This window comes from Paraburkholderia sp. J76, from assembly GCF_905220295.1.
Classification (GTDB): Bacteria; Pseudomonadota; Gammaproteobacteria; order Burkholderiales; family Burkholderiaceae; genus Paraburkholderia.
The window spans coordinates 60,275-84,587 of sequence record NZ_CAJMZJ010000006.1 but is presented as its reverse complement, the minus strand read 5'-3'; the positions used below and the strand labels follow the sequence as shown (position 1 = coordinate 84,587).

Sequence of the window (24,313 nt, the reverse complement as noted above, 5' to 3'; positions counted from 1 at the left end):
AATGCAGGCGGCATTGTTTGCCGCCGAGTTATCCAAGCGACGACGCGCGCCCGCCATCCAACGGGCGCGCGTTTTTTTGCGCCCCGCTTTCCTCCCGCCTCCACGCGCCTGCGTGCGCCCGCTATACTCTCAGCCCGCTTGATCCCACCCCAGTCCTGCCCGTCCTCTCGATGAAGAAGCTGTTCGCCTCACTGATTTCCTCCGTGCTGCTCGCCGCTGCGAGCCATGCGTTTGCCGCTCCGGCCTGTTCGCAATTCGTGCCCGACGGTCAGTTCCCGGCGCTCACGAATCAACGCATGGCGCCTAAAACGCGCGTGCTCTGCTACTCGGATTTCGTCGTGCTGCATTCCGGCGTCACGCATGGTCCGCTGTGGTCCGCCGAACATCTCACGCGCGATCACCTCGACGCCGCGAAGGACATGACGCGCACGAACCGCTTTTTCGAAGACGACCGCCTGCCCGAGGGCGAAGGCGCGACGCTCGCCGACTACAAGCGCAGCGGCTTCGACCGCGGCCACATGAGCCCCGCGGGCAACCGCTGGAATGCGCAGGCCATGGCGGAATCGTTTTCGCTCGCGAATATCGTGCCGCAGAATCGCGAGAACAACCAGCGCCTTTGGGCGCATATCGAAGCCGCCGTGCGCAAGCTCGCGTCGAAATACGGCGAAGCGTATGTCGTGACCGGCCCGCTCTTCACGGGCGCACAACTTCAAACGATCGGCGCGACGCGCGTGCTCGTGCCGACGCAGATCTTCAAGGTCGTGTACGTGCCTTCGCAGCAACTCGCGTTCGCCATCGTCGCCGACAACACGGCGGTCGATCGCTATGACGTGCGCCCCGTGCGCGATCTCGAAGCGCAGAGCGGCATTGCGTTTCCGGGCATTCCGGCCGATGTCGCGGCGAAAGAGAAGGTCACGTTCAATGGCCGCGGCTTTGCCGTGAGCAAATGGGGCTGGTAAGCGGGCGGATTGACGTGGTCAGGAGGCGAACGACGCGCTAGATGTCGAGCCGCGAGACCTTGGAGCCTTCCAGCGACACGCCCGCCATGAGCCCGGCGTTCGTCAGCACGAACGCCTCGATGGGATTCACCGCCGTCGAAGAATCGATCTTGCCGTTGGCGCCCATTTTCACGACCGCGACGGTCGCGTCCGCGCCCACGCTCCAGCCGCTGCTGCGCTTGAAGCGGTCGAGCGAGGAACGCGTCATGAACGCATAAACGATGGCGCGCGACTGCGCGCCGATCTGGGCGCCGAACGAGCCGCCCATCGTCGAGAAGTAGCCGAGCGTGCGCCCTTCCACGCGCAGCGCGCCGCGCCCGTATTCGGCGCCGATCACGAAGCCCGCGCCCACGACTTCCGGAAACACGAGCACGCCGCGCGCCTTGGCAATGAGTTCGCGCGCGCCCGGCACGGTGCGATAGAGGCGCGCGAGCGTTTCGTCGACGCGGGTTTCGATCTCGCGGCGCGCAACGGCGTTTTCCGTGGCGGGATCGGCATCGCCGGAGGTCGTCGTGCAACCCGCGCTCGCCGCGAGCCAACCGGCGATGGCAAGCGAGCCAGCGACGAATTCCCTTCTCTTCATTTTGTTTCGATGTCCATAGTAATTACTGCGCTGCCTTCGGCAGCCACGCGAGCGGATCGACGGGCTTGCCGTTATCGCGCACCTCGAACATGAGCGCGGAAATGCCTGCGCCATCGGTGCCGCTTACGGCGATCGGCTGGCCCTGTTTCACCGCTTCGCCCTCTTTCACGAGCAGCTTTGCGTTGCGGCCGTAGGCCGTAAGCAGATGCGCGTCGTGTTTCACGATGACGAGCTTGCCGTACGCCTTCATGCCGCTCCCGGCATACACCACGCGGCCCGACGCCGCCGCTTTCACCTGTTGCCCCGGCGGCCCGGCGATCACGAGGCCCTTCGATTTCCCCTTGAAGGGCTGCGCAACGCTGCCCTCGATCGGCCAGACGAAACGGACGTTGCTGCGCGCGGCGGCAGGTTTCGGCGCGGCCGCCGGCGGGGTGGCGGCTGCGTTCGCCTGTGCGTTTGCCGGTGCGTCTGCGGGCCCGGTTGCCGCAGCGGCCGCTGGCGCGGGAGCGGGCTTCGCGGGCGTAGCTTTGGGCGCGGCAGCGGCAGCCACAGCGGCGGGGGGAGCGGCGGGCGCCGCAGGCGGCGCCACACGCAGAAGCTGGCCCACCTGGACCTTGCCATCGGCGGGCAGCTTGTTCCAGCTTGCGACGTCGGCGGGGCGCTGGCCCGAGGCTTTCGCTATGTGATAGAGCGTGTCGCCGGGCTTCACGCGATAAAAGCCAGGCGCGGCCTCGGCGGCAACGGACTTCGCGGGCAACGCGGAAGCGGCAACGGCCGGCGGCGGCACGGCGGTCGTCGTGACGCTGGTTTCGCCGGACGTTTCGGCATCGTCGTTTTGCGCGGTACGCCACGGCGTGACCGTGCAGCCGCTCAATGTGAATTCAAGCGCGATGGCTAACGCGAGCGTCGCGCCCGCCACGCTGCGCCAGGCCGTGGCGCCCCGCGCGGCGCCTTGATGCTGGCCGCGCATCGTCAGGCGCGCGGATCGGCGTTGTCCGCCGTGTCCGCTCCCGCGTTTTCAGATACCTTATCCAGAATTCCCATCGATGACTCCTTGCTCGCACTGGCACAGATACGTCCGCGCGCGTGGGCGCGGGTGCGTCATCATCGTTGGTTTGCTTGCGGATGCCGTGGTTTAGCGCGAGCGAGTTGACCTGCATCAGCGCGAGTGGCTTGCCGACGTGCAGTTTTGACATTGACGTGACAATTCAGCCTTAAATCCAGGCAAAAAAGTCGAAGCGGGAAGAAGCGGCTGGCAGGAATCGATGAAGAGGATTGAAGGTGGGAGGCCTGGCTTCCTATAATGCGGGCCGCACCATCGATGCACACAAAAGGAGGATCAAACGGTGTTCGACGCATACGCAAACGACGACGACGTGCTCAACGTACAAGGCGACGCGCTCACGCTCACGAACGGCACGACGCGCGTCACGCTCGCCGGCACGCTCGAAATCACGCGCGACAAGCGCGGCCTGGCCGCCGCGCTGGCGCTGAAGGCGGCGCTCGACGACGTCGTCAAGAAACTGCAGGCCGACGCGCATCTGCCCGCGAAGGTCGCCGACGAGCCGGACCAGAAGCCCGGCGTCGTCGACAATCCGTTCAACTGATCGCGGCGCGCTTTAGAACGGCTTGCCTTCGCTCTCGCTCCAGGCGCGCGCCATGAGCGTGTTCGAAGGCAGCGTTTCGTCGAGCAGCTTCTTTGCGCTTTGCGCGCCCGCGATCGGCAGGCCGGTGGGATCGATCGCGCCGATCTGCGCGAGCACCGACGCCTGGTCCCAGTAGATGTGCTCGTTATAGAGCTTGTTGCCGCGAAAGCAGATCACGGCAAGCATCGGCACTTCGAAGTATTTGCCCGTGGGCGCGAGGCCCGGCAGCAGCCAGTCGATTTCGCGGTCGTGCGTGCAGCAGAAGATGAACTCGTCCACCACGCGGTCCGAGCCGATGGTGCGCGAGATCGGGATCAGGCGCGTGTCCTCCGGGTTCGAGTGCACGAAGTGGTGCGTGTAGAAGCGCTTGAGTTCGTCGTGACCCACGCCGCCCGTCATTGTGGGAATGTGGTTGACGTAGGGCTGCGCGACCATCGTCGGCATGACGTAGCTCGGGTTGCGCGCCACGAACTCCTGATAGCAGTGCTCTTCCCACAGCGCGTTGAAGTCGTAGATCGGGCCGAGCACGCGGCGCAGCATGGCGAGCGTGCGCGAGTACGCCATCATCGTGGCGGGCTTGTCGTACGTCGAGCGCGAAGACGATGCGAACGCGTGATCGCAGCCCGCGTACGTGTATAGCTCGACGCCAAGCTTGCCCGCCAGCGCCTGCGCGATGCGCTCGCGCGTGGCGGCGTCGCAGTGGGCGTCGTCGGCGCCGAAGTGCAGCATCAGCGGACACGCGATTCGCGCGGCTTCGTCCAGATCGTTTTCGAGGCCCACGGCGTAATAGCCGATGGCGCAATCGACGTCGGTGCGCGCCGCGCTCAGGTACGCGAGCTTGCCGCCCAGGCAGAAACCCACCACGCCGACCTTGCCGCGATGCTGCGGATGCGCGCGCAAGGCGGCGAGCGTTTGCGCCACGTCCTGCATCGCGAGATCGACGTCGAAGCGCTCATAGAGCGAGAACGCCTTCTGCGCGTCGGCGCCTTCGTAGCCGAGATCGACGTTCGGCTCCAGACGCCAGAACAGGTCCGGCACCATCACGACGTAGCCTTCCTCGGCGTAACGGTCGGCGAGCGCGCGCATGTAGCCGTTCACGCCGAAAATCTCCTGTAGCAGCACGAGACCAGGGCCGCTGCCCTCGGGCGGCAGCGCGGTATAGGCGCGGAATTCGCCGCCGTCGTGCGACTTCACCTGGGTCCATTGTCCGTTCATTCGCGTGTCTCCTCTCTCCGGTTCCGTGAGTTGGCGTAGATTAGCGTCGATCTCGCGCCGCTGCAGCGTGGCGAACGCGCTTCGGGCCCGCGCTGGACCCGCGTTGGACCTTCATGCCGCACCGAAGCCGCCCGTCGCCATGAGCGGCGGCAGCGCCGACTCGCCGCGTATCCAGGCATATTGCGCAAGCTCGGCCATTTCCTTGTCGCCGCGGCTGTCGCCGTAAGCGTAGAGCGTGGCGGGCGCGTGTTCGCCCCACCATGCGCGCAGGCGCGCGACTTTCTCCGGGCCCCAGCAGTTGTTGCCCGCCAGGCGGCCCGTGTACACGCCATCGCGCCATTCGAGTTCGCTCGACAGCACGGTGCCGATGCCGACCGTCCTCGCCCACATGCGCAGATAGATCGACGGCGATGCGCTCACGAGCACCACCTCGTGCCCGAGCGCCTGGTGTTCGGCCACGCGCGCGAGCATCTCGGGGCGCAGCAGCGCGGGCAAACGACGCTCGACGAAGCGCTGCGCGGCGGCTTCGAGCGCGTGGCGCCGCACGGGTCCCATCGCGGCGAACAGGAAGCGCGCCTTGGTCGGCCCGCGCGGCGCCCAGCCGAGCGGCACGCCGATAAGCGAGGGCAGGCAGCGCAGCGCGGCGGCGGCGAAGCGGGCGGGGCCGGCGGCATCGAGCATGAAGGCGCGAAAGCTGTCGGTCGTGGAAATGGTCCCATCAAAATCGAATGCGGCGACGACGCGGTCGTTCATGAAGCGATATGAGCCTGGCGGTGAAAGGGAAAGCGACGCCCGTAAGCGCGCCGAACGGCCGTCATTGTCGGGGTAAATGCAATGCGGCTGCAAACGGTCTGCACGCGGCTTTTCTTATGTTGATGCAATCGATCAATGTATATCGATATGGACGCGCATTGATGCTCAGACGTTGTTGCGCTTACGCCTGCGCGTGGGTGGCCAGGCCCGCGGCATCGACGATCTCGATTTCGCCGTAGCGCAACGCGAGCAGCCCCTCGCGTTCGAACTGGCGCAGGATCTGGTTCACCGTCTGCCGCGAGAGGGCGAGCATCAGCGCGAGATCCTCCTGCGGCACGTTGATCACGCGCCGGGCGCGCGGGCCGCCTTGCGCGGCGGCCGCCTCGCCATACTCGTTCGAAAGCAGCAACAACCGGCGCGCCACCCGCGCGCAAGCGCCCAGCAGCGCGGTTTCCTCGATGAAGTCGAACGCGAGACGCAGCTTCTGCGCGAGCAGCAGGCCAAACGCGTGCCAGTATGCAGGCGTGGCGTCGAGCAGCGCCGCGAGCGCGGCGCGCGGCACGTGAAATAGCGTGGAATCGCGCTCGGCGTAGGCGTCGTGCGTGCGCGCGCCGCCGTCGAAGAGCGCGATCTCGCCGAACCAATGCGCGGGCCCGACCACGGCGAGCAGCGCCTCGCGGCCGGTTACGCTCGCCGTCCCCACGCGCACCGCGCCTTCCAGCACGCAGTAGAGGCCGTCGTCGGAGTCGCCGCGCATGAAGAGGCGCTCGCCCGCCTGCAACGTGCGCACGCGCCCCGCCGCCCGCAGCGCGTCGCGCAACGCTTCGGGCGCGCCGCGAAACCACGTGCTGCGATCGAGCGCGGCGGCGGACGACGAACCGGCGGTGAGGGGCGGAACGGAGCGCGAAGTCATCGGGGCTGGGCAAGCGGGCCAGGATATCGACATGAGGCGAAAGCGGCGCAAATGTCGGCTAGCCGAATGTTTGCGTTCACGAGCCCGACGATCATAATGATTTTGGAGACAGAGAGACACCTATGAGTAACCTGACCGAGCAACTCACCCAGTACGCGGCCTATCATCGCGACGCGCGCAACATCGGCACGCATTTCGTCGGCATTCCGCTTATCGTGCTTGCGCTTGCGGTGCTGCTTTCGCGTCCCGCGATCGCGCTCAACGCGCTCGGCTTCGCGGTTCCACTCTCGCCCGCATGGCTCCTGTTCGGCGCGGCAACGATCTATTACCTCGTGCTCGACGTGCCGCTCGGCCTCATGATGGCCGTCGTCTCGGTTGCGTGCGTGGCGTTCGGCGCCTGGCTCGCGCAGCAAGGCACCGCCGCGTGGCTGGTCAGCGGCGTGGCGCTGTTCGTGATCGGCTGGATCTTTCAGTTCGTCGGGCATGTCGCGTGGGAGCATCGCAAGCCGGCCTTCGTCGACGATCTGATCGGTCTCGTGATCGGCCCGCTTTTCGTGCTCGCCGAAGCGCTGTTCAGCATCGGCTGGCGCCCGGCGCTGCGCGCGGATATCGAGGCAAAGGTGGGACCCACGCGCATCAACCCGCCGCGCGCTCAGGAGGCGCGGCAGTAGAAGCCGCCGCGCGCTGGCGCGCCCTCAGCGCCCTCACCGCCCTCAGCGTTCGAACCGTACCAGCCGCGCCGCATGAACCGCCGTGAGCGCGACGGCAAGCCAGATCGGCACGTAAGTCCCGAGCTGGCGCATGCCGAGATGTTCGCCCAGCAGCGTCACCGAAACGAGCACGAGCAGCACCGGCTCGACATAGCCGAGGATGCCGAAGAGCGCCATCGGCAGCAGCCGGCTCGCCTTCAGGTACGACGCGAGTGCGACGGTGCTGAGGACGCCGAGTCCGGGCAGCAGCGCGAAGGCGAGAAACCTGTGCGCGTCGAGCAGCGCGAGCGAGCCGCCCGCGCGCACTTCGATCACTGCTACGGGCACGAGCAGCAGCATCTCCACCGCGAACGTGACGAGTGAATCCGCGTGAATCCTGCGGCGCAGCACGAAATACGGCGGATAGCCGAACGCGACGAGCAGCGTGGGCCACGAGAACGCGTGCGTGGCCCACAGTTCGTGCGCCACGCCCACAGCGGCGCACGCGACGGCGAGCCATTGCAGCGGTTCGAGGCGCTCGCGATAGTAAAAGCGCCCCACCAGCACCATGATGAGCGGCAGCAGGAAGTAGCCGAGCGACACCTCCAGCAAACGGCCGTGCAGGGGTGCCCACAAAAACACCCACAGTTGCGAGCCCAGCAGCGCGGCACTCGCCACCAGCGCGAGCGCGGTGCGCGGCTCACGCGCCATGCGCGCGAGGAGCGCGCGCAATTGCGGCGCGCGCTTGCGCAGCACCAGCAGGGCCAGCGCGCCGGGCGCGGTCCAGATCACGCGCCACGCGAAAATATCGAGGCCGCCGAGCGGCGCGAGCAAAAGCGTATAGGCCGACATCAGCGCAAACAGCGCCGAAGCGCCCACGGAAAGCGCAATGCCGCGCCCGGGTTCGTACTGGTTCATCGGCACGCGCGGGGACGGAAAGCGAAAGCGCGGAGATCGCGAGCGAAGCGGCGCGCGGATTTCGCGCTCGCGAGTAAAAACGTTGTCATTTGAATTGGCTATTGAATAAGGCGTTGCCGTCGGCGAGACCGCATTCTAGTCGCGTTTAAGCGGCGGCAGGCGCCCGCGGGCGGCGCAAACCCATGCGGGGCAAGGCGGGAACATGCCGTGCGCGACTTCCGGCGGAGCGCAGGCCGAGCAATTTAGTCCGGCAGATCGTGCAACGATGGACTAGAACGTAAGTCTCGCCACGCCGGCCAAAGCCGCGTCTGGCTCGCCCCGGGCACCGTGCCTTTGCCGGTCGCCGCGAATCGCAACGCCGTCCCTGACGTCCCATGTCCAACGCCCCCTGGAGCCCGCATGTCACGTTCTGCGCCCCGCCCCGCCGTCGCCGACTCCGCTCTTTCCCCCGCCGCCAGCGCCTTTGCCGCCGATGTGCGCGCGGGTTTGATGCGCTCGCCGCAAAAAGAACTGCCGTCGAAGTATCTGTATGACGAAGTCGGCTCGGCCCTCTTCGAGGTCATTACCGTGCTGCCCGAGTATGGCGTCACACGCAGCGAGGAACGCTTGCTCACGCGCTACGCGGCCGAAATCGTCGAAGCGCTGCCCTCCGACGTGAAAGTCGCCGAACTCGGCAGCGGCAGCGGGCGCAAGACGCGCCGCATTCTCGAAGCGCTGTGCCGCAAGCGTCCCACGTCGTACTGTCCGATCGAAATTTCGCGCACCGCGCTGCAATTGTGCCGCCGCGAACTCGCCGACATCGAGCGCATTTCGATCGTGGGGTACGAGCGCGACTATCTCGCGGGCCTTTCCGAAGTCAGCCGCCAGCGCAAGGAAGGCGAACAACTGCTCGTGCTCTTTCTCGGCAGCACCATCGGCAACTTCGCGCGCCTCGCCGCCACGCGTTTCCTGCGCGATATCCGCGCGATGCTGCGCCCCGGCGACACGCTGCTGCTCGGCACCGACCTCGTCAAGCCCGTCGATACGCTGATCGCCGCGTACGACGACGCCATCGGCGCCACGGCCGCGTTCAACCTGAACCTGCTTTCGCGCATCAACCGCGAGCTTGACGCCGACTTCGACCTGCGCGCGTTCGAGCACATCGCGCGCTTCAATCCCGATGTGCGCAGCATCGAAATGCATCTGCGGGCGAAGCGCGACGTGCGCGCCGCGGTGCGTTCGGCGAATCTCACGGTGGAGATCGGCGCGGGCGAAACGATCTGGACCGAGAGCAGCCACAAGTACCACGCCGACGAAATCCCGGCCATTGCCGCCGACGCTGGCTTCGAATGCACGCGCCAGTGGGTCGAAAAAGAATGGGGATTCGCGGAGAGCCTGCTGGCCGTGAAGTAAGCGGCGCCGGAAACGAAAAAAGCGGTGCGCCTGGCCATTGGCGCACCGCTTTTTTATCGGGCGGATTTCAGTGCTGCTCGAAGCGTTCGTAACGTTTTTCGGTCAGGCGCTCCTCGCTTTCCACCGAACTCACGCGCGCGGCGGGCGGCCCGTGGCGCAGCCACGAAAGCATGCGGTCCACCTGATTGGCCGTACCCTGAATGACGGCTTCGACCGAGCCGTCCTCCATATTGGCGACGTAGCCGCGAATGCGCAGGGCGTGCGCCTGGCGCACCGTCGCGTGACGAAAACCCACGCCCTGCACCGTCCCGTGCACGCGCACGTAGTACGTTTCGAGGCGCGTATCCAGATCCGGTTCGCTCATTGATCCTTTCTCCATGCATGCTTTACGGTCGGCATTGTAGACGCCAACGCGCACGCGCGCCGGGCCCGCGCCACGTACAATCCGTGCCACGCTGCGCACGCGGCGCCATCACCGATGCTGTTACCCGAACATGAAAGCGACCACGCAATGACCGACACCTCCCGCGCCAACCGCGATCTCGTCCTGATCACCGGAGCGTCCGGCTTCGTCGGCTCGGCCGTCGCCCGCATCGCGCAGGAAAAGGGCTATGCCGTGCGCCTGCTGGTGCGCGCGACGAGCCCGCGCAAGAACCTCGAAGCGCTCGACGCCGAGATCGTCACCGGCGACATGCGCGACGCCGCGTCCATGCGCCGGGCGCTCGACGGCGTGCGCTATCTCTTTCACGTGGCCGCCGACTATCGCCTCTGGGCGCCCGATCCGCACGAAATCGAGCGCGCCAACCTTGAAGGCGCGCAAGCCACCATGCGCGCGGCGCTCGACGCGGGCGTGGAGCGCATCGTCTACACGAGCAGCGTGGCCACGCTCAAGGTCACGAGTTCGGGCCACTCCGCCGACGAAACCTCGCCGCTCACGCCCGAGCAGGCCATTGGCGTGTACAAGCGCAGCAAGGTGCTTTCCGAGCGCGCCGTGGAACGCATGATCGAGCGCGACGGCCTGCCCGCCGTGATCGTCAATCCGTCGACGCCGATCGGTCCGCGCGACGTGAAGCCCACGCCCACGGGCCGCATCATCGTCGAAGCGGCGACGGGCAAGATTCCCGCCTTCGTCGACACCGGCCTGAACCTCGCGCACGTGGACGACGTGGCGGCGGGCCACTTCCTTGCGCTGGAGCGCGGGCGCATTGGCGAGCGCTACATCCTCGGCGGCGAGAATCTGCCGCTGCAGCAAATGCTCGCCGATATCGCCGGCATGGTGGGCCGCAAGCCGCCCACGATCGCGCTGCCGCGCTGGCCGCTCTATCCGCTCGCGATGGGCGCGGAAGCCGTGGCGCGCTTCACGAAGCGCGAGCCGTTCGTGACCGTCGACGCGCTCAGGATGTCGAAAAACAAGATGTATTTCACGTCGGCGAAGGCGGAGCGCGAGCTAGGTTATCGGGCGCGGCCGTATCGCGAGGGCCTGAAGGACGCGCTCGCGTGGTTCCGCGAAGCGGGCTATCTCGGTGCCAAATGAACGCGAAACGAGCGCGAAATAAGCAACGCCGGGAAACTGTTACAACTTTTCTTGCGACATGCGTACAACGCCTGAAGGGCAATGCGCGCAAGCTGCGGTTAAAATCGCGGGTCTTACCTGAGAAGCCCGCATGAATCTTCAAGACCAGATTGGCGTGCTCGAAGCGGGCGTCGATCAGCTCCTTCAGGCCGCCGCCGAGCGCACCCCGTGCGCCGATGAACGCGCCGCCGCAGTTCCCCAGCAGGAAGCTCCCGTTGCAGGCAGCGAGGCGGAGCATGCCGTCGCTGAACAGCCGCAAACCGTTGCAGCCGATACGGCCGCGCATCCTGCCGATGCCGCGCAGGCGCAGCCCGAGTTGCACGTGGCGCGCCCGTCGCAGAACGAAATCACGCTGACGATCGGCAGCCAGACGGTGACGCTCAACGCGCTGCAAGTCGGCCAGATGATCGAGGAGCTGTCGAACGCGCGCGCCTCGATGCAGCCCGAACCGCCGCCGGGCATTCCGCAAGGCTGGCGTTTCGCATCGACGAAGAATCCGATGATGGCCGTGCAGAAACAATCCAATGGCGACCGCCTGCTGGTGCTGCGCCACACGGGTCACGGCTGGGTGCCGTTCACGTTCTCGCCCGACATTGTCGTGCAGATGTACATGATGCTCACGCAGCGATAGCGCGCGCGGCGCGTAAAAAGAGGAAAGGGCGCCGAGGCGCGCTTTCTTGTGATTACGACGAGACTTCGACAGTCTCGCTGGGACTAAATGACGTAGATCAACGCCCCTGCACCGGCGCCTGCACGCGCGCCTTCCACTGCCCGCCTTTGCCGCGCCAGAAGCGCCAGGCCGAAGCGAACGTCGCGCCCACGTAAAAGAGCGCGACGAGGGGCAAGAACGGCGCCCACAGCGGCGAGCGCCGGTAATAGGCCAGCATGGGCGCGTAGGCACAACACATCAACGCCCAGGCGAACCACGCGGGCCAGCCCTTCGGGCCGAGCACGAGCGCGACCACGGGCGGCGCGAGATAGATGACCGTCATGCCGAGCAGCGTGCCCGCGAGTTGCCACGCCGAGTAGTGCAACTGCGTGAACGCCGTGCGCGCGATCATGTTCCAGATGTCCTTCCACGAATCGTACGGGCGCAGCGACACGCTCCTGGCGGCAACGTCGAGCCGGATCGGATGACGCCCCTCGCCGCGATGCTTGATCCGCGCGGCCAGGCTGCAGTCGTCGATCAGCTCCGCGCGGATCGACTCGATGCCGCCCGCCTCTTCGAGCGCCTGGCGGCGCACCAGCATGCAGCCGCCGGCCGCCGCCGCCGTGCGGTTCTTCGGATTGTTGACCCACGAGAACGGATAGAGCTTCGCGAAGAAGAAGACGAACGCGGGGATCAGCGCCTTTTCCCAGAACGAATCGCAGCGCAGCCGCACCATCAGCGAGACGAGGTCGCGGCCTTCGGCCTGCGCGCGCACCACGAGTTGCGCGAGCGCGTCCGGCGGATGGCCGATGTCGGCGTCGGTTAGGAGCAGGTAGTCGGCGGGCAGCTTGAGCGTGCGCACGGCCTCGATGCCCTGCGACTGCGCCCACACCTTGCCCGACCAGCCCGCCGGCAGCGGCCTCGCCGTGATCACGCTGAGCTTTTCGGGGCACTGCAGCGCGAGCGCGGCGGCGCGGGCGGCTTCGGCGGTGCCGTCGGTGCTATGGTCGTCGATCACGATCACGTGGAACTCGCCGCCGTAGTCCTGTTGCAGCAGCGAACTCACGGCCTCACCGATCGCGTCGGCTTCGTTGCGGGCGGGCACGACGGCGCACGCGGCAGGCCAGCCGGCCGCGGGCTCGACGATCGGCAGCGCCGGTGCCGGGCGCGCGCGCCAGAAACCGCCGCGCCCGAACAGCAGCACGAGCCAGATCAGCAGCGAGAGGCAGGAGACGGCAAACAGGATAGTCGTAATCATGCGTTGTTACTCTCGATGGAAGGTGCGCGCACGCCCACGCGGCGCGACAGCCACATGGCCGCGGTGCGCAGGAGCACCACGGTCCAGTCGGGCGCGCGTAGCGCGGGCCGCGCGTGGAACACATCGTAGCCGCCCCGCTCGATGACTTCGAGCATGCGCAGCGCGCCATGCACGACGCTGCACAGCTCGAGGCCGAAGCGCCCCGGCACGCGCAGCGCGAGCGGCGCGCCGCTGACCATCAGCGCGCGTGCACGCGTGACCTCGTGCGCCATCAGCGCGCGCCAGGCGTCGTCCACGCGGCCGGCGGCGATCTGCGCTTCGGTCACGCCAAAGCGCTCGCGGTCGGCGAGCGGCAGGTAAATGCGGCCGCGCGCCCAGTCGGCGCGCACGTCCTGCAAGAAGGTGACGAGCTGCAAGGCCGTGCAGATCGCGTCGGAGTCGGCCAGATTCTCGGGCGTCGCCTGGTCGATCAGGTGCAGCATCAGGTGACCGACCGGGTTCGCCGAGCGCCGGCAATAGTCCAGCAACTCGAAGCGGTCGGCGTAGCGCGTCGTGTCGATATCCTGATCGAACGCCGCGACGAGATCGTAAAACGGCGCGAGCGGCAGACGGCACTCGCGCGCGACGTCCGCGAGCTTCGCGAACAGCATGGGATGCACGCGCGCGGGGCGGCCTTCGGCCACCGCGTTCAGGCCCTCGCGAAAATCGGCGAGACGCAGATGGCGCTCCGCGGGGCTCCAGTGGCCTTCGTCCGCGATGTCGTCGAGCGTACGCGCGACATGGTAGATCACGCCGACAGGCGCGCGCAGCGCCTTCGGCAGCAATACGCGCGCTACCGGAAAATCGTCGTAGTGGTCGGGTTCCATCAAGGCGTCCAGAATGGGGTCGTATCCGCGGCGGCCATCCGGGCGACGCGCGGGACGCGATATTTTAAGGGTTCACGGAGGATGTTGCACCGCGCAACGCCTTGGCCGCCGAACGCACGCAATCGCCTTTTCGCGGAAAAAAGGCCTGGCCCGAAGCGCCGCCGTCGCGCGCAAGCCTCACCGGCGCGCGCGCCGCGCAGCAAACGAAAGGCGAAGGGGTTAAAATGCGCCTCTAGTTTTTACTCCGTCACCCTTTGGCGGATTTTTGCATCCTAATAATTGGACAGCCGCCGGCGATCAGGTCATTTTTACCGACTCGTTCGCCTTTTGCGGCAGTCGGAGTTCGCCACCCATATGCGAGTGATCCTTGCCCAACCCCGCGGCTTTTGCGCGGGGGTTGTCCGCGCTATCGAAATCGTCGATCGCGCCTTGCAGAAACACGGCGCGCCCGTCTACGTGCGCCATGAAATCGTCCACAACCGTCACGTGGTCGAAAACCTCCGCAACAAGGGCGCGCGTTTCGTGGAAGAACTCGACGAAGTGCCGGAAGGCGCCGTGGCGATTTTCAGCGCGCACGGCGTGGCAAAGACCGTCGAACGCGCCGCCGAGGAACGCGACCTCGACGTGCTCGACGCCACCTGCCCCCTCGTCACGAAGGTTCATGTGCAGGGGCGCCAGTACGTCGCCGCGGGCCGCACGCTGATCCTGATCGGCCATGCCGGTCATCCCGAAGTGGAAGGCACGATCGGCCAGATTCCCGGCACCGTGCTGCTCGTGCAGAGCGAAGCCGATGTTTCGAAGCTCGATCTGCCGCTCGATGCGCCGCTCGCGTACGTGACGCAAACCACGCTTTCGGTGGACGACACGCGCGGCATCATCGACGCGCTGCTCGCGCGGTTCTCCGACATCGTCGGCCCGGACACGCGCGACATCTGCTACGCAACGCAGAACCGCCAGGCCGCGGTGCGCGAATTGTCGGAACTGGTGGACGTTCTGCTCGTCGTGGGCGCAACGAACAGCTCGAACTCCAACCGTCTGCGCGAAATCGGCAGCGAAACGGGCGTGCCGAGCTATCTCGTGGCCGACGGCTCGGAAGTGAAGGCCGAGTGGTTCGCCAATGTGCAAACGGTCGGCATCACGGCCGGCGCATCGGCGCCTGAAGAAATGGTTGAGAACGTCATTGACGCGCTGCGCGCGTTGGGGCCTGTCGAGGTGTCGACGATGGCGGGCCGTGAAGAAAAAGTCGAATTCAAGCTGCCGTCGAAGCTCTTGCAACCGCTCGTCGCGCGCGAAGTTTAAGGAGGACACGCTTTGTCTATTCCGCTGCTACAAAAAGTCCGCGTTGGCTCGTACATCTTTCGCCAGCATTTCAGCGGCAATAAGCGCTATCCGCTCGCGCTCATGCTCGAGCCGCTGTTCCGCTGCAATCTCGCCTGCAATGGCTGCGGCAAGATCGACTATCCGGACCCCATCCTGAACCAGCGCCTGTCGCTGCAGGAATGCCTCGAAGCCGTCGACGAGTGCGGCGCGCCGGTCGTTTCCATCGCAGGCGGCGAGCCGCTTTTGCACAAGGAAATGCCGCAGATCGTGAAGGGCATCATGGCGCGCAAGAAGTTCGTGTATCTCTGCACGAACGCGCTGCTCATGGAAAAGAAGATGGACGACTACGAGCCGAATCCGTACTTCGTCTGGTCGGTTCACCTCGACGGCGACCGCGAAGCGCACGACCACTCGGTCTCGCAGGAAGGCGTGTACGACAAGGCCGTCGCGGCCATCAAGGAAGCCAAGCGCCGCGGCTTCCGCGTGAACATCAACTGCACGCTGTTCAACGACGCCGTGCCCGAGCGCGTGGCGAAGTTCTTCGACACGGTCGGCGAGATCGGCGTGGACGGCATCACGGTTTCGCCGGGCTACGCCTATGAGCGCGCGCCGGACCAGCAGCACTTCCTGAACCGCGACAAGACGAAGAACCTGTTCCGCGAAATCTTCAAGCGCGGCAACAACGGCAAGAAGTGGTCGTTCAGCCAGTCGAGCCTGTTCCTCGACTTCCTCGCGGGCAACCAGACCTACCAGTGCACGCCCTGGGGCAACCCGGCGCGCACCGTGTTCGGCTGGCAAAAGCCGTGCTATCTGGTCGGCGAAGGTTACGTGAAGACCTTCAAGGAACTGATGGAAACGACCGACTGGGACAAGTACGGCACGGGCAAGTACGAGAAGTGCGCGGACTGCATGGTCCACTGCGGCTTTGAAGCGACGGCCGTGATGGACACGGTCGCGCATCCGCTGAAGGCCGCGCGCGTTGCTCTCACGGGCGCGCGCACCACGGGTGCATTCGCGAAGGACCTCCCGCTCGAAGGCGCGCGTCCGGCCGAATACGTGTTCTCGCGTCACGTCGAGATCAAGCTCGAAGAGATCAAGAGCGCGGCCAAGACGAAGAAGCCGGTGACGGTCGCAGCGAGCTAATCGGCTTCAAGACGCTTCGATACGCAGCACGCGTTCGGTCAAGCGAAAAGGGCGCAACGGTTCATGCCGTTGCGCCCTTCGTCTTTTTGCGGCGCATCAGCACGCGCCGCATGCCTCAATGCCCCGCCGACTGCCGCGCCATTGCGACGATGTCGCTTTCCTTGATGGTGCGAATCACCTTTTCCTCCGCGCGCAGATCGAGCGAGCGGCTCAGCGCGTAATAGCTCGCGCCCGCCACGATCAGCCCGACGAGCCATGCGAGGTCGATGCCATCCATCAGGTGTGCGAAGTACCCCACGAAAATCTCCTTACCCGATTCGTTGTCGACGATGGCAAAGAACGGAATCATCGCCGCGAAGCCGATCAGATACGCCGCGATCCCGCGCGCCTGCCACGCGCCGTAAATGCCCTCCGGCGTGAAGAAGTGCGAGATCGCGTAACGGCCCTTGCGCACGAAGAAGTAATCCACGAGATTCACGGCGGTCCACGGCACGAGGAAGTACAGCATCAGCACGAGGAACGTATTGAGCAGCGCCACGCCGTTACCCTTGATCGACAGCGTGCACGCCAGCAGGATCGCGCTGATCGTCATCACCGCGCCAATGCGGGCGCGCCGCGTGGGCTTGATCTTGCGGAACGAGTCGACGCCCGTGAGCAGCGTGAGCATCGCGCTGTACGTATTGAGCGCGATGATCGGCAAAAAGCCCGCCACCGATACGACGACGAGCAGGCTGCCGCAGCCCGGAAACAGCGACGAGCCAACCTGATTGAGCGCGACGAGCGCGTCGCTGGCTTTCAGTTGCTGCGCGAGCCACGCGCCGAGACCGATCATCCACGCGCCCGAAAGCGAGGCGCCGAGGAAAATCGCGGAGATCAGCTTCGCGCGGCTCGTGTGCTTCGGCAAATAGCGCGAGTAGTCCGAAACATAAGGCGCATACGAGATGTTGTAGCTCGCGCCGATGGCGAACTGCGTGAGGAACGCGACCCAGTTGAACCCGGGATGCGCGCCCGCGGCGGAAGCGACGGCGGGCACCGCAATGGCGCCTTTGCCCGCGCCGAACGCAAGCCCGATCGTCACTAACGCATAGAGCGGCAGCGTCGCGATCAGCGCCCACTTGAACGCCTTGTGCATGAGGTCGTGGCCGTAGATCGCGAGCACGCCGCCCGCGAGCGACGCAACGATCGCCACCATCGAAGGATTCACGCCAAACACGTTCTTCAAGCCGTCCATGATCAGCGAGATGTTCACGACGTTGAAGCCCACGAACACGAAAAGCGTCGCGAGCAGCGCAAGCGCGACGCCGCGATAACCGAACTGCGCGCGCGACTGGATCATCTGCGGCAGGCCCATCTCCGGGCCCTGCGAGCCATGAAACGCCATGAAGATCGTGCCGAACATGATGCCGAGCGCGCCGCCCAGCGTGGTCCAGCCGGCGGAAAGGCCCATGCTCGGGCCGACGAAGCCGATGGAGATGGTGAAAAAGTGAAAGTTGCCGAGGAACCAGAACGGGCCCTGGCTGCTGAGCTTCGCGTGACGCTCGCGTTCGGGAATGTAGTCGATCGAGCGGCTCTCGATTTCGAGGCCGGCCGTCCCGGCCGCGAGGCCGGCGTTTTCGTGGGCATTCATGCTGCTTGTCTCCAGATTTTCGTAATGTGTGTTCGGGCGGCGGCGCGCGTGCGCGGCCGCTCAGTCGCGGCGCTTCACGCCCGGCAGCACGCAGAGCATTTCGAACGCGAGGTTGGCCCCGAGCAGCGCCGTGGTGCCGAACGGATCGTACGGCGGCGCCACTTCCACGAGGTCCGCGCCGACGATATCGAGCCCCCACGAACCGCGAATGATTTCGAGCGCCTGCGGCACGGTCAGCCCGGCGATCTCCGGCGTGCCGGTGCCCGGCGCATAGGCGGGATCGATGCCGTCGATATCGAAGCTCAGGTACACAGGGCCGCCCTGCACGCGCTCGCGCACTTCCTCCATCAGCGGCGCAAGCGTCCGGTTCCAGCATTCTTCGGCCTGCACGACCTTGAAGCCTTGCTGACGGCACCAGTCGAAGTCCTCCGCCTCGTAGCCGGTGCCGCGCAAGCCGATCTGCACGACGCGATCGCAATCGAGCAACCCTTCCTCCACGGCGCGGCGAAACGGCGTGCCGTGCGCGATCTTTTCGCCGAACATCGTGTCGTTGACGTCGGCATGCGCGTCCACGTGGATGAGACCAACGCGGCCATGCTTGCGATGGATCGCGCGCAGGATCGGCAGCGTGATCGTGTGATCGCCGCCCAGCGAGATCGGGCGGCAGTCGTGTTCGAGGATCGCGTCGTAGGCGGCTTCGATGCGGACGATCGAATCGGCGAGATTGTAGGGGTTGGTCGCAACGTCGCCGATATCGGCCACGCGCAACGAATCGAACGGCGCTGCGCGAGTCGCCATGTTGTACGGGCGCAGCAACACGGATTCCGCGCGGACCTGGCGCGGACCGAAGCGCGCGCCGGTGCGGTTCGAGGTGCCGAGGTCGAACGGCACGCCCACGAAGCAGGCATCGAGGCGCGACGCATTTTCGACGTGCGGCAGCCGCATCATCGTCGCGATCCCGCCGCAGCGGGGCATGGCATTGCCGCTGAGCGGCTGGAAGTATTGATCAGACATGATGGCGCTCCACTTTCATTTACCGTGCCGTATCATTCAAAACGGCCATAGCCGCAGTTGTAAGCGCGGATAGGCGAAAGATGAATAACGATCCTGTCGTTGTTCACATAGATCCTGATCTATGTTTCGATGTTTTCCCCGGAGAATCCATGCTCGGCAGCCTGACCGATCTCGACCTGCGCCTGCTGCGCGTTTTCGTTGCCGTGGCGGACGCCGGCGGCGTGAGCATCGCGCAGACCACGCTGAACGTGAGCCAGCCCACCATCAGCGCGCAACTGTCGACGCTCGAAACGCGGCTCGGCTACCGGCTGTGCGAGCGCGGGCGCAGCGGTTTCCGGCTGACGGAAAAAGGGGAGCGGCTTTACGAACTGGCGACCGCGCTGCTCGCCGCCGCCGAAGATTTCACGCTGAAAGCGCGCCATCTCGACCGCAAGCTGGTGGGCACATTGAGCATCGGCTTGATCGGCCATACGCCGACCAGCCAGAACGCGCGCATCAGCGAGGCGATCGCTTCGTTCCGGCAGCGCGACGAAGCGGTGCGTTTCTCGATTTCGGTGAAGTCGCCGGGCGAACTGGAGGAACAGTTGCTCAACGGCGAGACGCAGATTGCGGTGGGCTATTTCTGGCACCGCGTGCCGACGCTCGAATACACACCGCTTTTCATCGAGCGGCAGATCGCGTATTGCGGACGAGGGCATCCGCTGTTCGAACGCGCGGGGCAGCTCGATCCGCTAGAGGCGGCGCAATTCGAATGGGTGTGGCGCACGTATCCCACGCCCGAGGCCCAGCACTCGACGACGCAAAGCAAGGTCACGGCGCAGGCCGACAACATGGAGGCCGTTTCGCTGCTGATTCTCTCGGGGCACCATCTCGGCTATCTGCCGCAGCAGTTCGCGGCGCCGCATGTCCGGCGCGGCTTGCTCACCGCGCTTAATCCGAAGCAGCTCTGCTATGAGGTCACGTTTCACGTGGTCACGCAGAAACGCAATCGGCATAGCCCGATCGTGCGCGCGTTTCTGGAGGACTTGAAGAACGCGCATTTGCGCGAGGGCGAAGACGAGGCGCAATGACACGGGGCGCGACAGACTCGATACCTCGCGCTAAAAAGGCGACACCGTTGCAGCAGCCGCTGTCCCGCCCGCCGGTGTCCATCGATACACCACGGCGCTCGCGGCGTTGTAGTTATCCTTCGTCACGACATATTCGCCAGTCGAGCGCAGATACGCGCGCAGGCCATACATCGAATCCACATCGTTGCCCACATACACCGGATTCGGATTGCTGTTGATGAGCGTCGTGTCGAGCGCTCCCGTAGTGAGATTGAAGGCGTCGACGTTGGGCACGGTGTGCACGTAGCCCACGAACAGATAGTTTCCGGCGGCCGCGATCGATTTGGGATTCGCGCTCGTGAGCGTGATCACCGGATTCGGCGCGCCCGTATTGCCGGCGAGCCAGCCGTGATACACCTCCACGCGCGTGCCGACCGCGGTCCAGTCGGTGATGCTGGCGTCTTCGCCCGTGAGTATCATCGTGTCGCTTTCGGGCAGATAGACGATGCGCGTGAGCCGCGCGATCGTGGGCGGAACCGGCGCGGTAATCGCCGCGCCCCAGAGAGGTTTGCCCGTCGAGTCAAAGCCGGTTAGTGGGTAGTGCGAAATAACGTTGGTCTTGTCGAGGCCCGCCCACACGTCGCCTTTGCTGTCGAGGCAAAAGCCGTTGCGCACCGGGGCTGTCGTATTGAAAGCCGCCCCCGGGAGCGTGTAATCCGGAATGGCGATATAGCCGCTCGCCGCGTTGAAATGGAGGAAGTAAAACGTATCGGGGCTCTGGCCCGCGGCCACGAGAATGCGCTGGCCACCCACGCTCGCCACCTGCGCGAAATGCTCGCCGCGCGCCGCGTCCGCGAGATTGATGCGGGGATCGCCCGGATACGTAAATGGGTCAATGGTGTTGGCAACGAAGGTGCCGCCCGCCGTGCCCGAATAGACGTTCATGCCGCCGTAGAAAAGCGCGCCATCGGTGCCCGGGTCCGGCGCCGCGTTGCCTTCGAAGTTGAGCGACTGAAGCTTCCAGCGCAGCGTGCCGGTGCCATCGTAAGCCTGAAGGTCGGTGCCGCCGTTGCGCCCGAGGTCCCACGAACCGCCCCACGGATTGTTCAGCACGTACAGCATGCCCGCCGAATCCTTGCCGATACCCACGACGCGCGTGAAACGCTTGTCGCCCATCTGCCCCTTGGTGCCCGTGGTCGTGTCGAGGTAGCCGCCCGTCACGCCGAACGTGCCAATGAAAGAAGGCGCGCCCGCCACGCTGTATTTCTTGATGTTCATGTCGGGACCCGAGTCGCCGATCATCAATTGTGAGGTCTGCGAATCGAAATACAGCGACGACGGCCGCGCCGTGGATGCAAGCTGGATGGTGTTCAAAAGCTGGCCGCCGGCACTGAACTCCAGCACGGCGCCCGCGCTTTTCTGCGCGACCCAGAGGTTGCCGCCAGCGTCGAGCGCCAGCGCGCCTGGGCCCGCCACGCCGATATCGCGTTGCCAGACACCGTCCGTGCTGTACACGCGCACGCGGTTGCCCGGGAAATCGCTTGCGTAGAGCAGCGAGCCGGAGGTCGCGAGTCCGGTGATGACATCGGCGAGCTTTTCGGTCGTATCGGCGCTTACGGCGACTAGCAGGTCGCGCGCGCCGCTCGTGCGGTCATACCGCCCGACGTTGCCGCTGCCATAGGCGGCGTTGTACTGCATCGCGACGAACAGCGAAGCCGCGTTGCCCGTGATCGCGCCGCCCTGGAAATCGCCGTGGCCGCCGATCGAGCCGAGGCTCTGGCCATTCTGATAGATCGCCACGCCGCCTTCGTTTTCATCCCACATCGACGACGTATAGATCACGCCTTCGGGCGCCACCCACATCGAGCGGGCCACGTTGCCCACGTGCGTCGCGTTGGCGCCGTATGTGTTTGCAATCCAGTCGGTGGAGTATTGCGCTTCGCAAACGGGCGCAACCGTCGCGGTGAGGACGGTCGCAAGCCATATCGCGCCGATTCGATGCAAGATCATGAGCATTCTTTGATTCGTACACCTGAGCGTACAGGTTTTGAAGGGGAGCTGTGTGGAACCTCATAAAAGTTAACGGCAGCCGCGCCGCAAGAATTAAGCGCTTTTTGATCGCGCCCCGAACCGCGCAGCTTCAAGACGTAAAAAAGGCGCGACGGCTTTCGCCATCGCGCCTGGTGTCAGCAGCACTTCCCCGCGCCGGCGCCATACCGGGCGTTTTGCCGCTCGCGGAAAAATTCCTCGTACGTCATCGCCACGCGGTCGGGGTGCGTCGCGCGCATATGCGCGACGTAGCCCTCGTAGTCGGGCAAACCGACCATCAAACGCATGGCCTGGCCGAGATAGCGTCCGGCCGTTTGCACGTTGTCGCGAAGTTCAGAGAACATGGTGCGCTCCGTTCAATGCACGCGATTCGCCATCGCGGCCGCGCCGCCAGCCGGCATCGCCTGATACGGCGTTTCCTGCACGGTCGGGCGGTCGATGCGGCGAGCGCGCGCAATTGCGATCAGGCCATACACGACGATGCTCACCACCACGAAAATGAACAGGCCCGAGAGCGCGGCATCGACATAGTCGTTGAAAATCATGCGCTGCATCTGCTCGATCGACTTGGCAGGCGCGACGACCTTGCCTTCCGCGATGGCCGCCGAAAGCTTCTGCGCGTGCGCGACGAAACTTACCTTCGGATTGCTGTCGAAAATCTTCTGCCAGCCCGCGGTAAGCGTGCAGATGAGCAGCCACAGCGTCGGCACGGCGGTCACCCATGCGAACTTCTCGCGCTTCATCTTGAAGAGCACGACGGTGGCGAGCATCAGCGCGATACCGGCGAGCATCTGGTTCGAGATGCCGAAAAGCGGCCACAGCGTGTTGATGCCGCCGAGCGGATCGACCACCCCTTGATAGAGGAAGTAACCCCACGCGGCCACGCACAGCGCGGTGGCGATCAGGTTGGCCGGCAGCGACTCCGTGCGCTTGAGCGACGGATGGAACGTGCCGAGCAGGTCTTGCAGCATGAAGCGGCCCGCGCGCGTGCCCGCGTCTACGGCGGTCAGGATGAAGAGCGCTTCGAAGAGGATGGCGAAGTGATACCAGAACGCCATCATCGCCTCGCCGCCCACCACCTGGTGCAGGATCTGCGCCATGCCCACGGCCAGCGTGGGCGCGCCGCCCGCGCGCGCGACGATGGTCCTTTCGCCCACGGCCTGCGCCGTGTGCGTGAGCATGTCAGGCGTGAGCACGAAGCCCCAGTGGCCCACGGTTTGCGCGACGGCGTCCGGCGTCGTGCCGAGCACGGCGAGCGGCGCGTTCATCGCGAAGTACACGCCCGGCTCGATCACCGATGCGGCCACGAGCGCCATGATCGCGACGAACGATTCCATCAGCATCGCGCCGTAACCGATGAAGCGCGCGTTGGTTTCGTTGTCGAGCAGCTTGGGCGTCGTGCCCGAGGAGATCAGCGCATGGAAGCCCGACACCGAACCACACGCAATCGTGATGAAAAGGAACGGGAACAGGTTGCCCGACCACACGGGACCGCTGCCGTCGATGAACTTCGTGAACGCGGGCATCTTCAGTTCCGGCGCGACGATCAGAATGCCGATCGCGAGCGCGAGGATCGTGCCGATCTTCAGGAACGTCGAAAGATAGTCGCGCGGCGCGAGCAGCAGCCACACCGGCAGCACCGAAGCGACAAAGCCGTAGCCGATCAGGATCCACGTGAGCTGCGTGCCCGTGAACGTGAACCAGGCGGCGAGCGTGGGCGAATCGTGCACATGCTGGCCGAACGCGATGGACGCCATCAGCAGTACGAAGCCGATGATCGAAATCTCGCCGATCTTGCCGGGGCGAATGTAGCGCACATACAGGCCCATGAAGATGGCGATGGGAATCGTCGCGGCCACCGTGAACGTGCCCCACGGCGAGTTCGTGAGCGCCTTCACGACGATCAGCGCGAGCACCGCGAGAATGATGATCATGATGAGGAACGTGCCGAAGAGCGCGATCACGCCGGGCACGGGTCCGAGTTCCATCTTCACGAGGTCGCCGAGCGAGCGGCCGTCGCGGCGCGTGGAGAGGAACAGCACCACGAAGTCCTGCACCGCGCCCGCGAACACCACGCCCGCGAGAATCCACAGCATGCCGGGCATGTAGCCCATCTGCGCGGCCAGCACGGGGCCCACGAGCGGGCCCGCGCCCGCGATCGCCGCGAAGTGATGGCCGAACAGCACGTACTTGTTGGTGGGCACGAAGTCGAGCCCGTCGTTGTGGCGCACGGCCGGCGTCATGCGCAGGCCGTCCAGTTGCAGGACAGTGCTCGCGATGAAGCGGCTATAGAAACGATACGCGATCAGATAGACGCACACGGCGCAGATCACGATCCACAGCGCGCTGATTCGCTCGCCATGCGCGAGCGCGATGGTGCCGAACGCGAACGCGCCAAGCAGCGCGACCAGCGTCCAGACGACGAAACTGGATGTCCGACTCATACGGTGTCTCCTTTATTAGCTTTGTGCCCGGAATCTCGTCCGGCGCTTTTGCGCGCCGGTCGGCGCCGGCGCATGCACGACGCATTGCGCCATGTCGTGGGCGGTAGTATTCGCTTTCGGGCCATCAGCCACAACCGGACAACTACGTAAGCACACTACGTAAAACTACGTAGGCAACGCCGACCATTCGTTGCGCGCTCAACGAAGCCGGCCT

At 65.5% G+C, this 24,313-nt stretch carries 23 protein-coding genes; 9 read left to right on the top strand and 14 right to left on the bottom strand.

The genetic code is table 11. The features are described from left to right. Positions 1-170: 170 nt before the first annotated feature. Positions 171-959: a DNA/RNA non-specific endonuclease gene (locus U5768_RS13550; protein WP_322030912.1), complete on the top strand. Its 789-nt coding sequence runs from the start codon at positions 171-173 to the stop codon at positions 957-959. 37 nt (positions 960-996) lie between these two features. Here U5768_RS13550 and U5768_RS13545 read toward each other — a convergent pair whose 3' ends face one another. Both U5768_RS13545 and U5768_RS13540 read right to left on the bottom strand, forming a co-directional pair. Then, the gene (locus U5768_RS13545) at positions 997-1,581 is read right to left on the bottom strand and encodes a YSC84-related protein (RefSeq protein WP_322030911.1); all 585 of its coding nucleotides are present in this window, start codon (positions 1,579-1,581) and stop codon (positions 997-999) included. A 22-nt stretch (positions 1,582-1,603) separates the two neighbouring features. Continuing rightward, a complete protein-coding gene (locus tag U5768_RS13540; protein ID WP_322030910.1) occupies positions 1,604-2,551 on the bottom strand; it encodes a peptidoglycan DD-metalloendopeptidase family protein in 948 nt (315 codons plus the stop codon). A gap of 376 nt (positions 2,552-2,927) precedes the next feature. Here U5768_RS13540 and U5768_RS13535 point away from each other — a divergent pair, with 376 nt between their 5' ends. Further along, positions 2,928-3,188: a hypothetical protein gene (locus U5768_RS13535; RefSeq protein WP_322030909.1), complete on the top strand. Its 261-nt coding sequence runs from the start codon at positions 2,928-2,930 to the stop codon at positions 3,186-3,188. A 12-nt stretch (positions 3,189-3,200) separates the two neighbouring features. Here the strand turns inward: U5768_RS13535 and U5768_RS13530 are convergent, their stop codons facing one another. The 3 genes from U5768_RS13530 to U5768_RS13520 form a co-directional block, all read right to left on the bottom strand. Beyond that, positions 3,201-4,442, bottom strand: a complete 1,242-nt coding sequence (locus tag U5768_RS13530) for a dienelactone hydrolase family protein (protein ID WP_322030908.1) — start codon at positions 4,440-4,442, stop codon at positions 3,201-3,203. A 111-nt stretch (positions 4,443-4,553) separates the two neighbouring features. Continuing rightward, positions 4,554-5,195, bottom strand: coding sequence for an HAD family hydrolase (locus U5768_RS13525; RefSeq protein WP_322030907.1), 642 nt, complete (start codon positions 5,193-5,195; stop codon positions 4,554-4,556). Positions 5,196-5,376: 181 nt separating this feature from the next. Beyond that, positions 5,377-6,108: a Crp/Fnr family transcriptional regulator gene (locus tag U5768_RS13520; RefSeq protein ID WP_322030906.1), complete on the bottom strand. Its 732-nt coding sequence runs from the start codon at positions 6,106-6,108 to the stop codon at positions 5,377-5,379. A gap of 122 nt (positions 6,109-6,230) precedes the next feature. Here U5768_RS13520 and U5768_RS13515 point away from each other — a divergent pair, with 122 nt between their 5' ends. Further along, complete coding sequence (locus tag U5768_RS13515) at positions 6,231-6,779, top strand: DUF962 domain-containing protein (RefSeq protein ID WP_322030905.1); 549 nt, start codon at positions 6,231-6,233, stop codon at positions 6,777-6,779. 42 nt (positions 6,780-6,821) lie between these two features. Here the strand turns inward: U5768_RS13515 and rarD are convergent, their stop codons facing one another. After that, a complete protein-coding gene (gene rarD / locus U5768_RS13510) occupies positions 6,822-7,715 on the bottom strand; it encodes an EamA family transporter RarD (protein ID WP_322030904.1) in 894 nt (297 codons plus the stop codon). A gap of 399 nt (positions 7,716-8,114) precedes the next feature. Here rarD and egtD point away from each other — a divergent pair, with 399 nt between their 5' ends. After that, positions 8,115-9,107, top strand: a complete 993-nt coding sequence (gene egtD, locus U5768_RS13505) for an L-histidine N(alpha)-methyltransferase (protein ID WP_322030903.1) — start codon at positions 8,115-8,117, stop codon at positions 9,105-9,107. Between the two features lie 67 nt (positions 9,108-9,174). Here egtD and U5768_RS13500 read toward each other — a convergent pair whose 3' ends face one another. Continuing rightward, positions 9,175-9,471: an acylphosphatase gene (locus tag U5768_RS13500; protein ID WP_069261571.1), complete on the bottom strand. Its 297-nt coding sequence runs from the start codon at positions 9,469-9,471 to the stop codon at positions 9,175-9,177. Between the two features lie 147 nt (positions 9,472-9,618). Between U5768_RS13500 and hpnA the strand changes: the two genes are divergently transcribed. Further along, complete coding sequence (gene hpnA, locus U5768_RS13495; RefSeq protein WP_322030902.1) at positions 9,619-10,641, top strand: hopanoid-associated sugar epimerase; 1,023 nt, start codon at positions 9,619-9,621, stop codon at positions 10,639-10,641. Between the two features lie 130 nt (positions 10,642-10,771). Further along, positions 10,772-11,311, top strand: a complete 540-nt coding sequence (locus tag U5768_RS13490) for a hypothetical protein (protein WP_322030901.1) — start codon at positions 10,772-10,774, stop codon at positions 11,309-11,311. Positions 11,312-11,408: 97 nt separating this feature from the next. Here U5768_RS13490 and U5768_RS13485 read toward each other — a convergent pair whose 3' ends face one another. Beyond that, a complete protein-coding gene (locus tag U5768_RS13485; RefSeq protein WP_322030900.1) occupies positions 11,409-12,587 on the bottom strand; it encodes a glycosyltransferase in 1,179 nt (392 codons plus the stop codon). Further along, a complete protein-coding gene (gene hpnC, locus U5768_RS13480) occupies positions 12,584-13,453 on the bottom strand; it encodes a squalene synthase HpnC (protein ID WP_322030899.1) in 870 nt (289 codons plus the stop codon). The genes U5768_RS13485 and hpnC overlap by 4 nt, the downstream gene beginning before the upstream one ends. A gap of 354 nt (positions 13,454-13,807) precedes the next feature. Between hpnC and ispH the strand changes: the two genes are divergently transcribed. Both ispH and hpnH read left to right on the top strand, forming a co-directional pair. After that, positions 13,808-14,752: a 4-hydroxy-3-methylbut-2-enyl diphosphate reductase gene (gene ispH, locus U5768_RS13475; RefSeq protein ID WP_322030898.1), complete on the top strand. Its 945-nt coding sequence runs from the start codon at positions 13,808-13,810 to the stop codon at positions 14,750-14,752. 12 nt (positions 14,753-14,764) lie between these two features. Next, complete coding sequence (hpnH, locus tag U5768_RS13470; protein WP_322030897.1) at positions 14,765-15,916, top strand: adenosyl-hopene transferase HpnH; 1,152 nt, start codon at positions 14,765-14,767, stop codon at positions 15,914-15,916. A 115-nt stretch (positions 15,917-16,031) separates the two neighbouring features. Here hpnH and U5768_RS13465 read toward each other — a convergent pair whose 3' ends face one another. Both U5768_RS13465 and speB read right to left on the bottom strand, forming a co-directional pair. Beyond that, positions 16,032-17,543, bottom strand: coding sequence for a purine-cytosine permease family protein (locus U5768_RS13465; RefSeq protein WP_322030896.1), 1,512 nt, complete (start codon positions 17,541-17,543; stop codon positions 16,032-16,034). Between the two features lie 60 nt (positions 17,544-17,603). Next, positions 17,604-18,557, bottom strand: a complete 954-nt coding sequence (gene speB, locus U5768_RS13460) for an agmatinase (RefSeq protein WP_322030895.1) — start codon at positions 18,555-18,557, stop codon at positions 17,604-17,606. A gap of 149 nt (positions 18,558-18,706) precedes the next feature. Between speB and U5768_RS13455 the strand changes: the two genes are divergently transcribed. Next, complete coding sequence (locus tag U5768_RS13455; protein ID WP_322030894.1) at positions 18,707-19,627, top strand: LysR family transcriptional regulator; 921 nt, start codon at positions 18,707-18,709, stop codon at positions 19,625-19,627. A 30-nt stretch (positions 19,628-19,657) separates the two neighbouring features. On the opposite strand, the gene U5768_RS13450 is transcribed toward U5768_RS13455, so the two are convergent. From U5768_RS13450 to U5768_RS13440, 3 genes are all read right to left on the bottom strand, one after another. Continuing rightward, the gene (locus U5768_RS13450) at positions 19,658-21,616 is read right to left on the bottom strand and encodes an SMP-30/gluconolactonase/LRE family protein (protein ID WP_322030893.1); all 1,959 of its coding nucleotides are present in this window, start codon (positions 21,614-21,616) and stop codon (positions 19,658-19,660) included. A 176-nt stretch (positions 21,617-21,792) separates the two neighbouring features. After that, entirely contained in the window at positions 21,793-21,999 is a 207-nt protein-coding gene (locus tag U5768_RS13445; protein WP_322030892.1) for a YbdD/YjiX family protein, read from the bottom strand. Between the two features lie 12 nt (positions 22,000-22,011). Beyond that, positions 22,012-24,099: a carbon starvation CstA family protein gene (locus tag U5768_RS13440; RefSeq protein WP_322030891.1), complete on the bottom strand. Its 2,088-nt coding sequence runs from the start codon at positions 24,097-24,099 to the stop codon at positions 22,012-22,014. Positions 24,100-24,313: the final 214 nt, after the last annotated feature.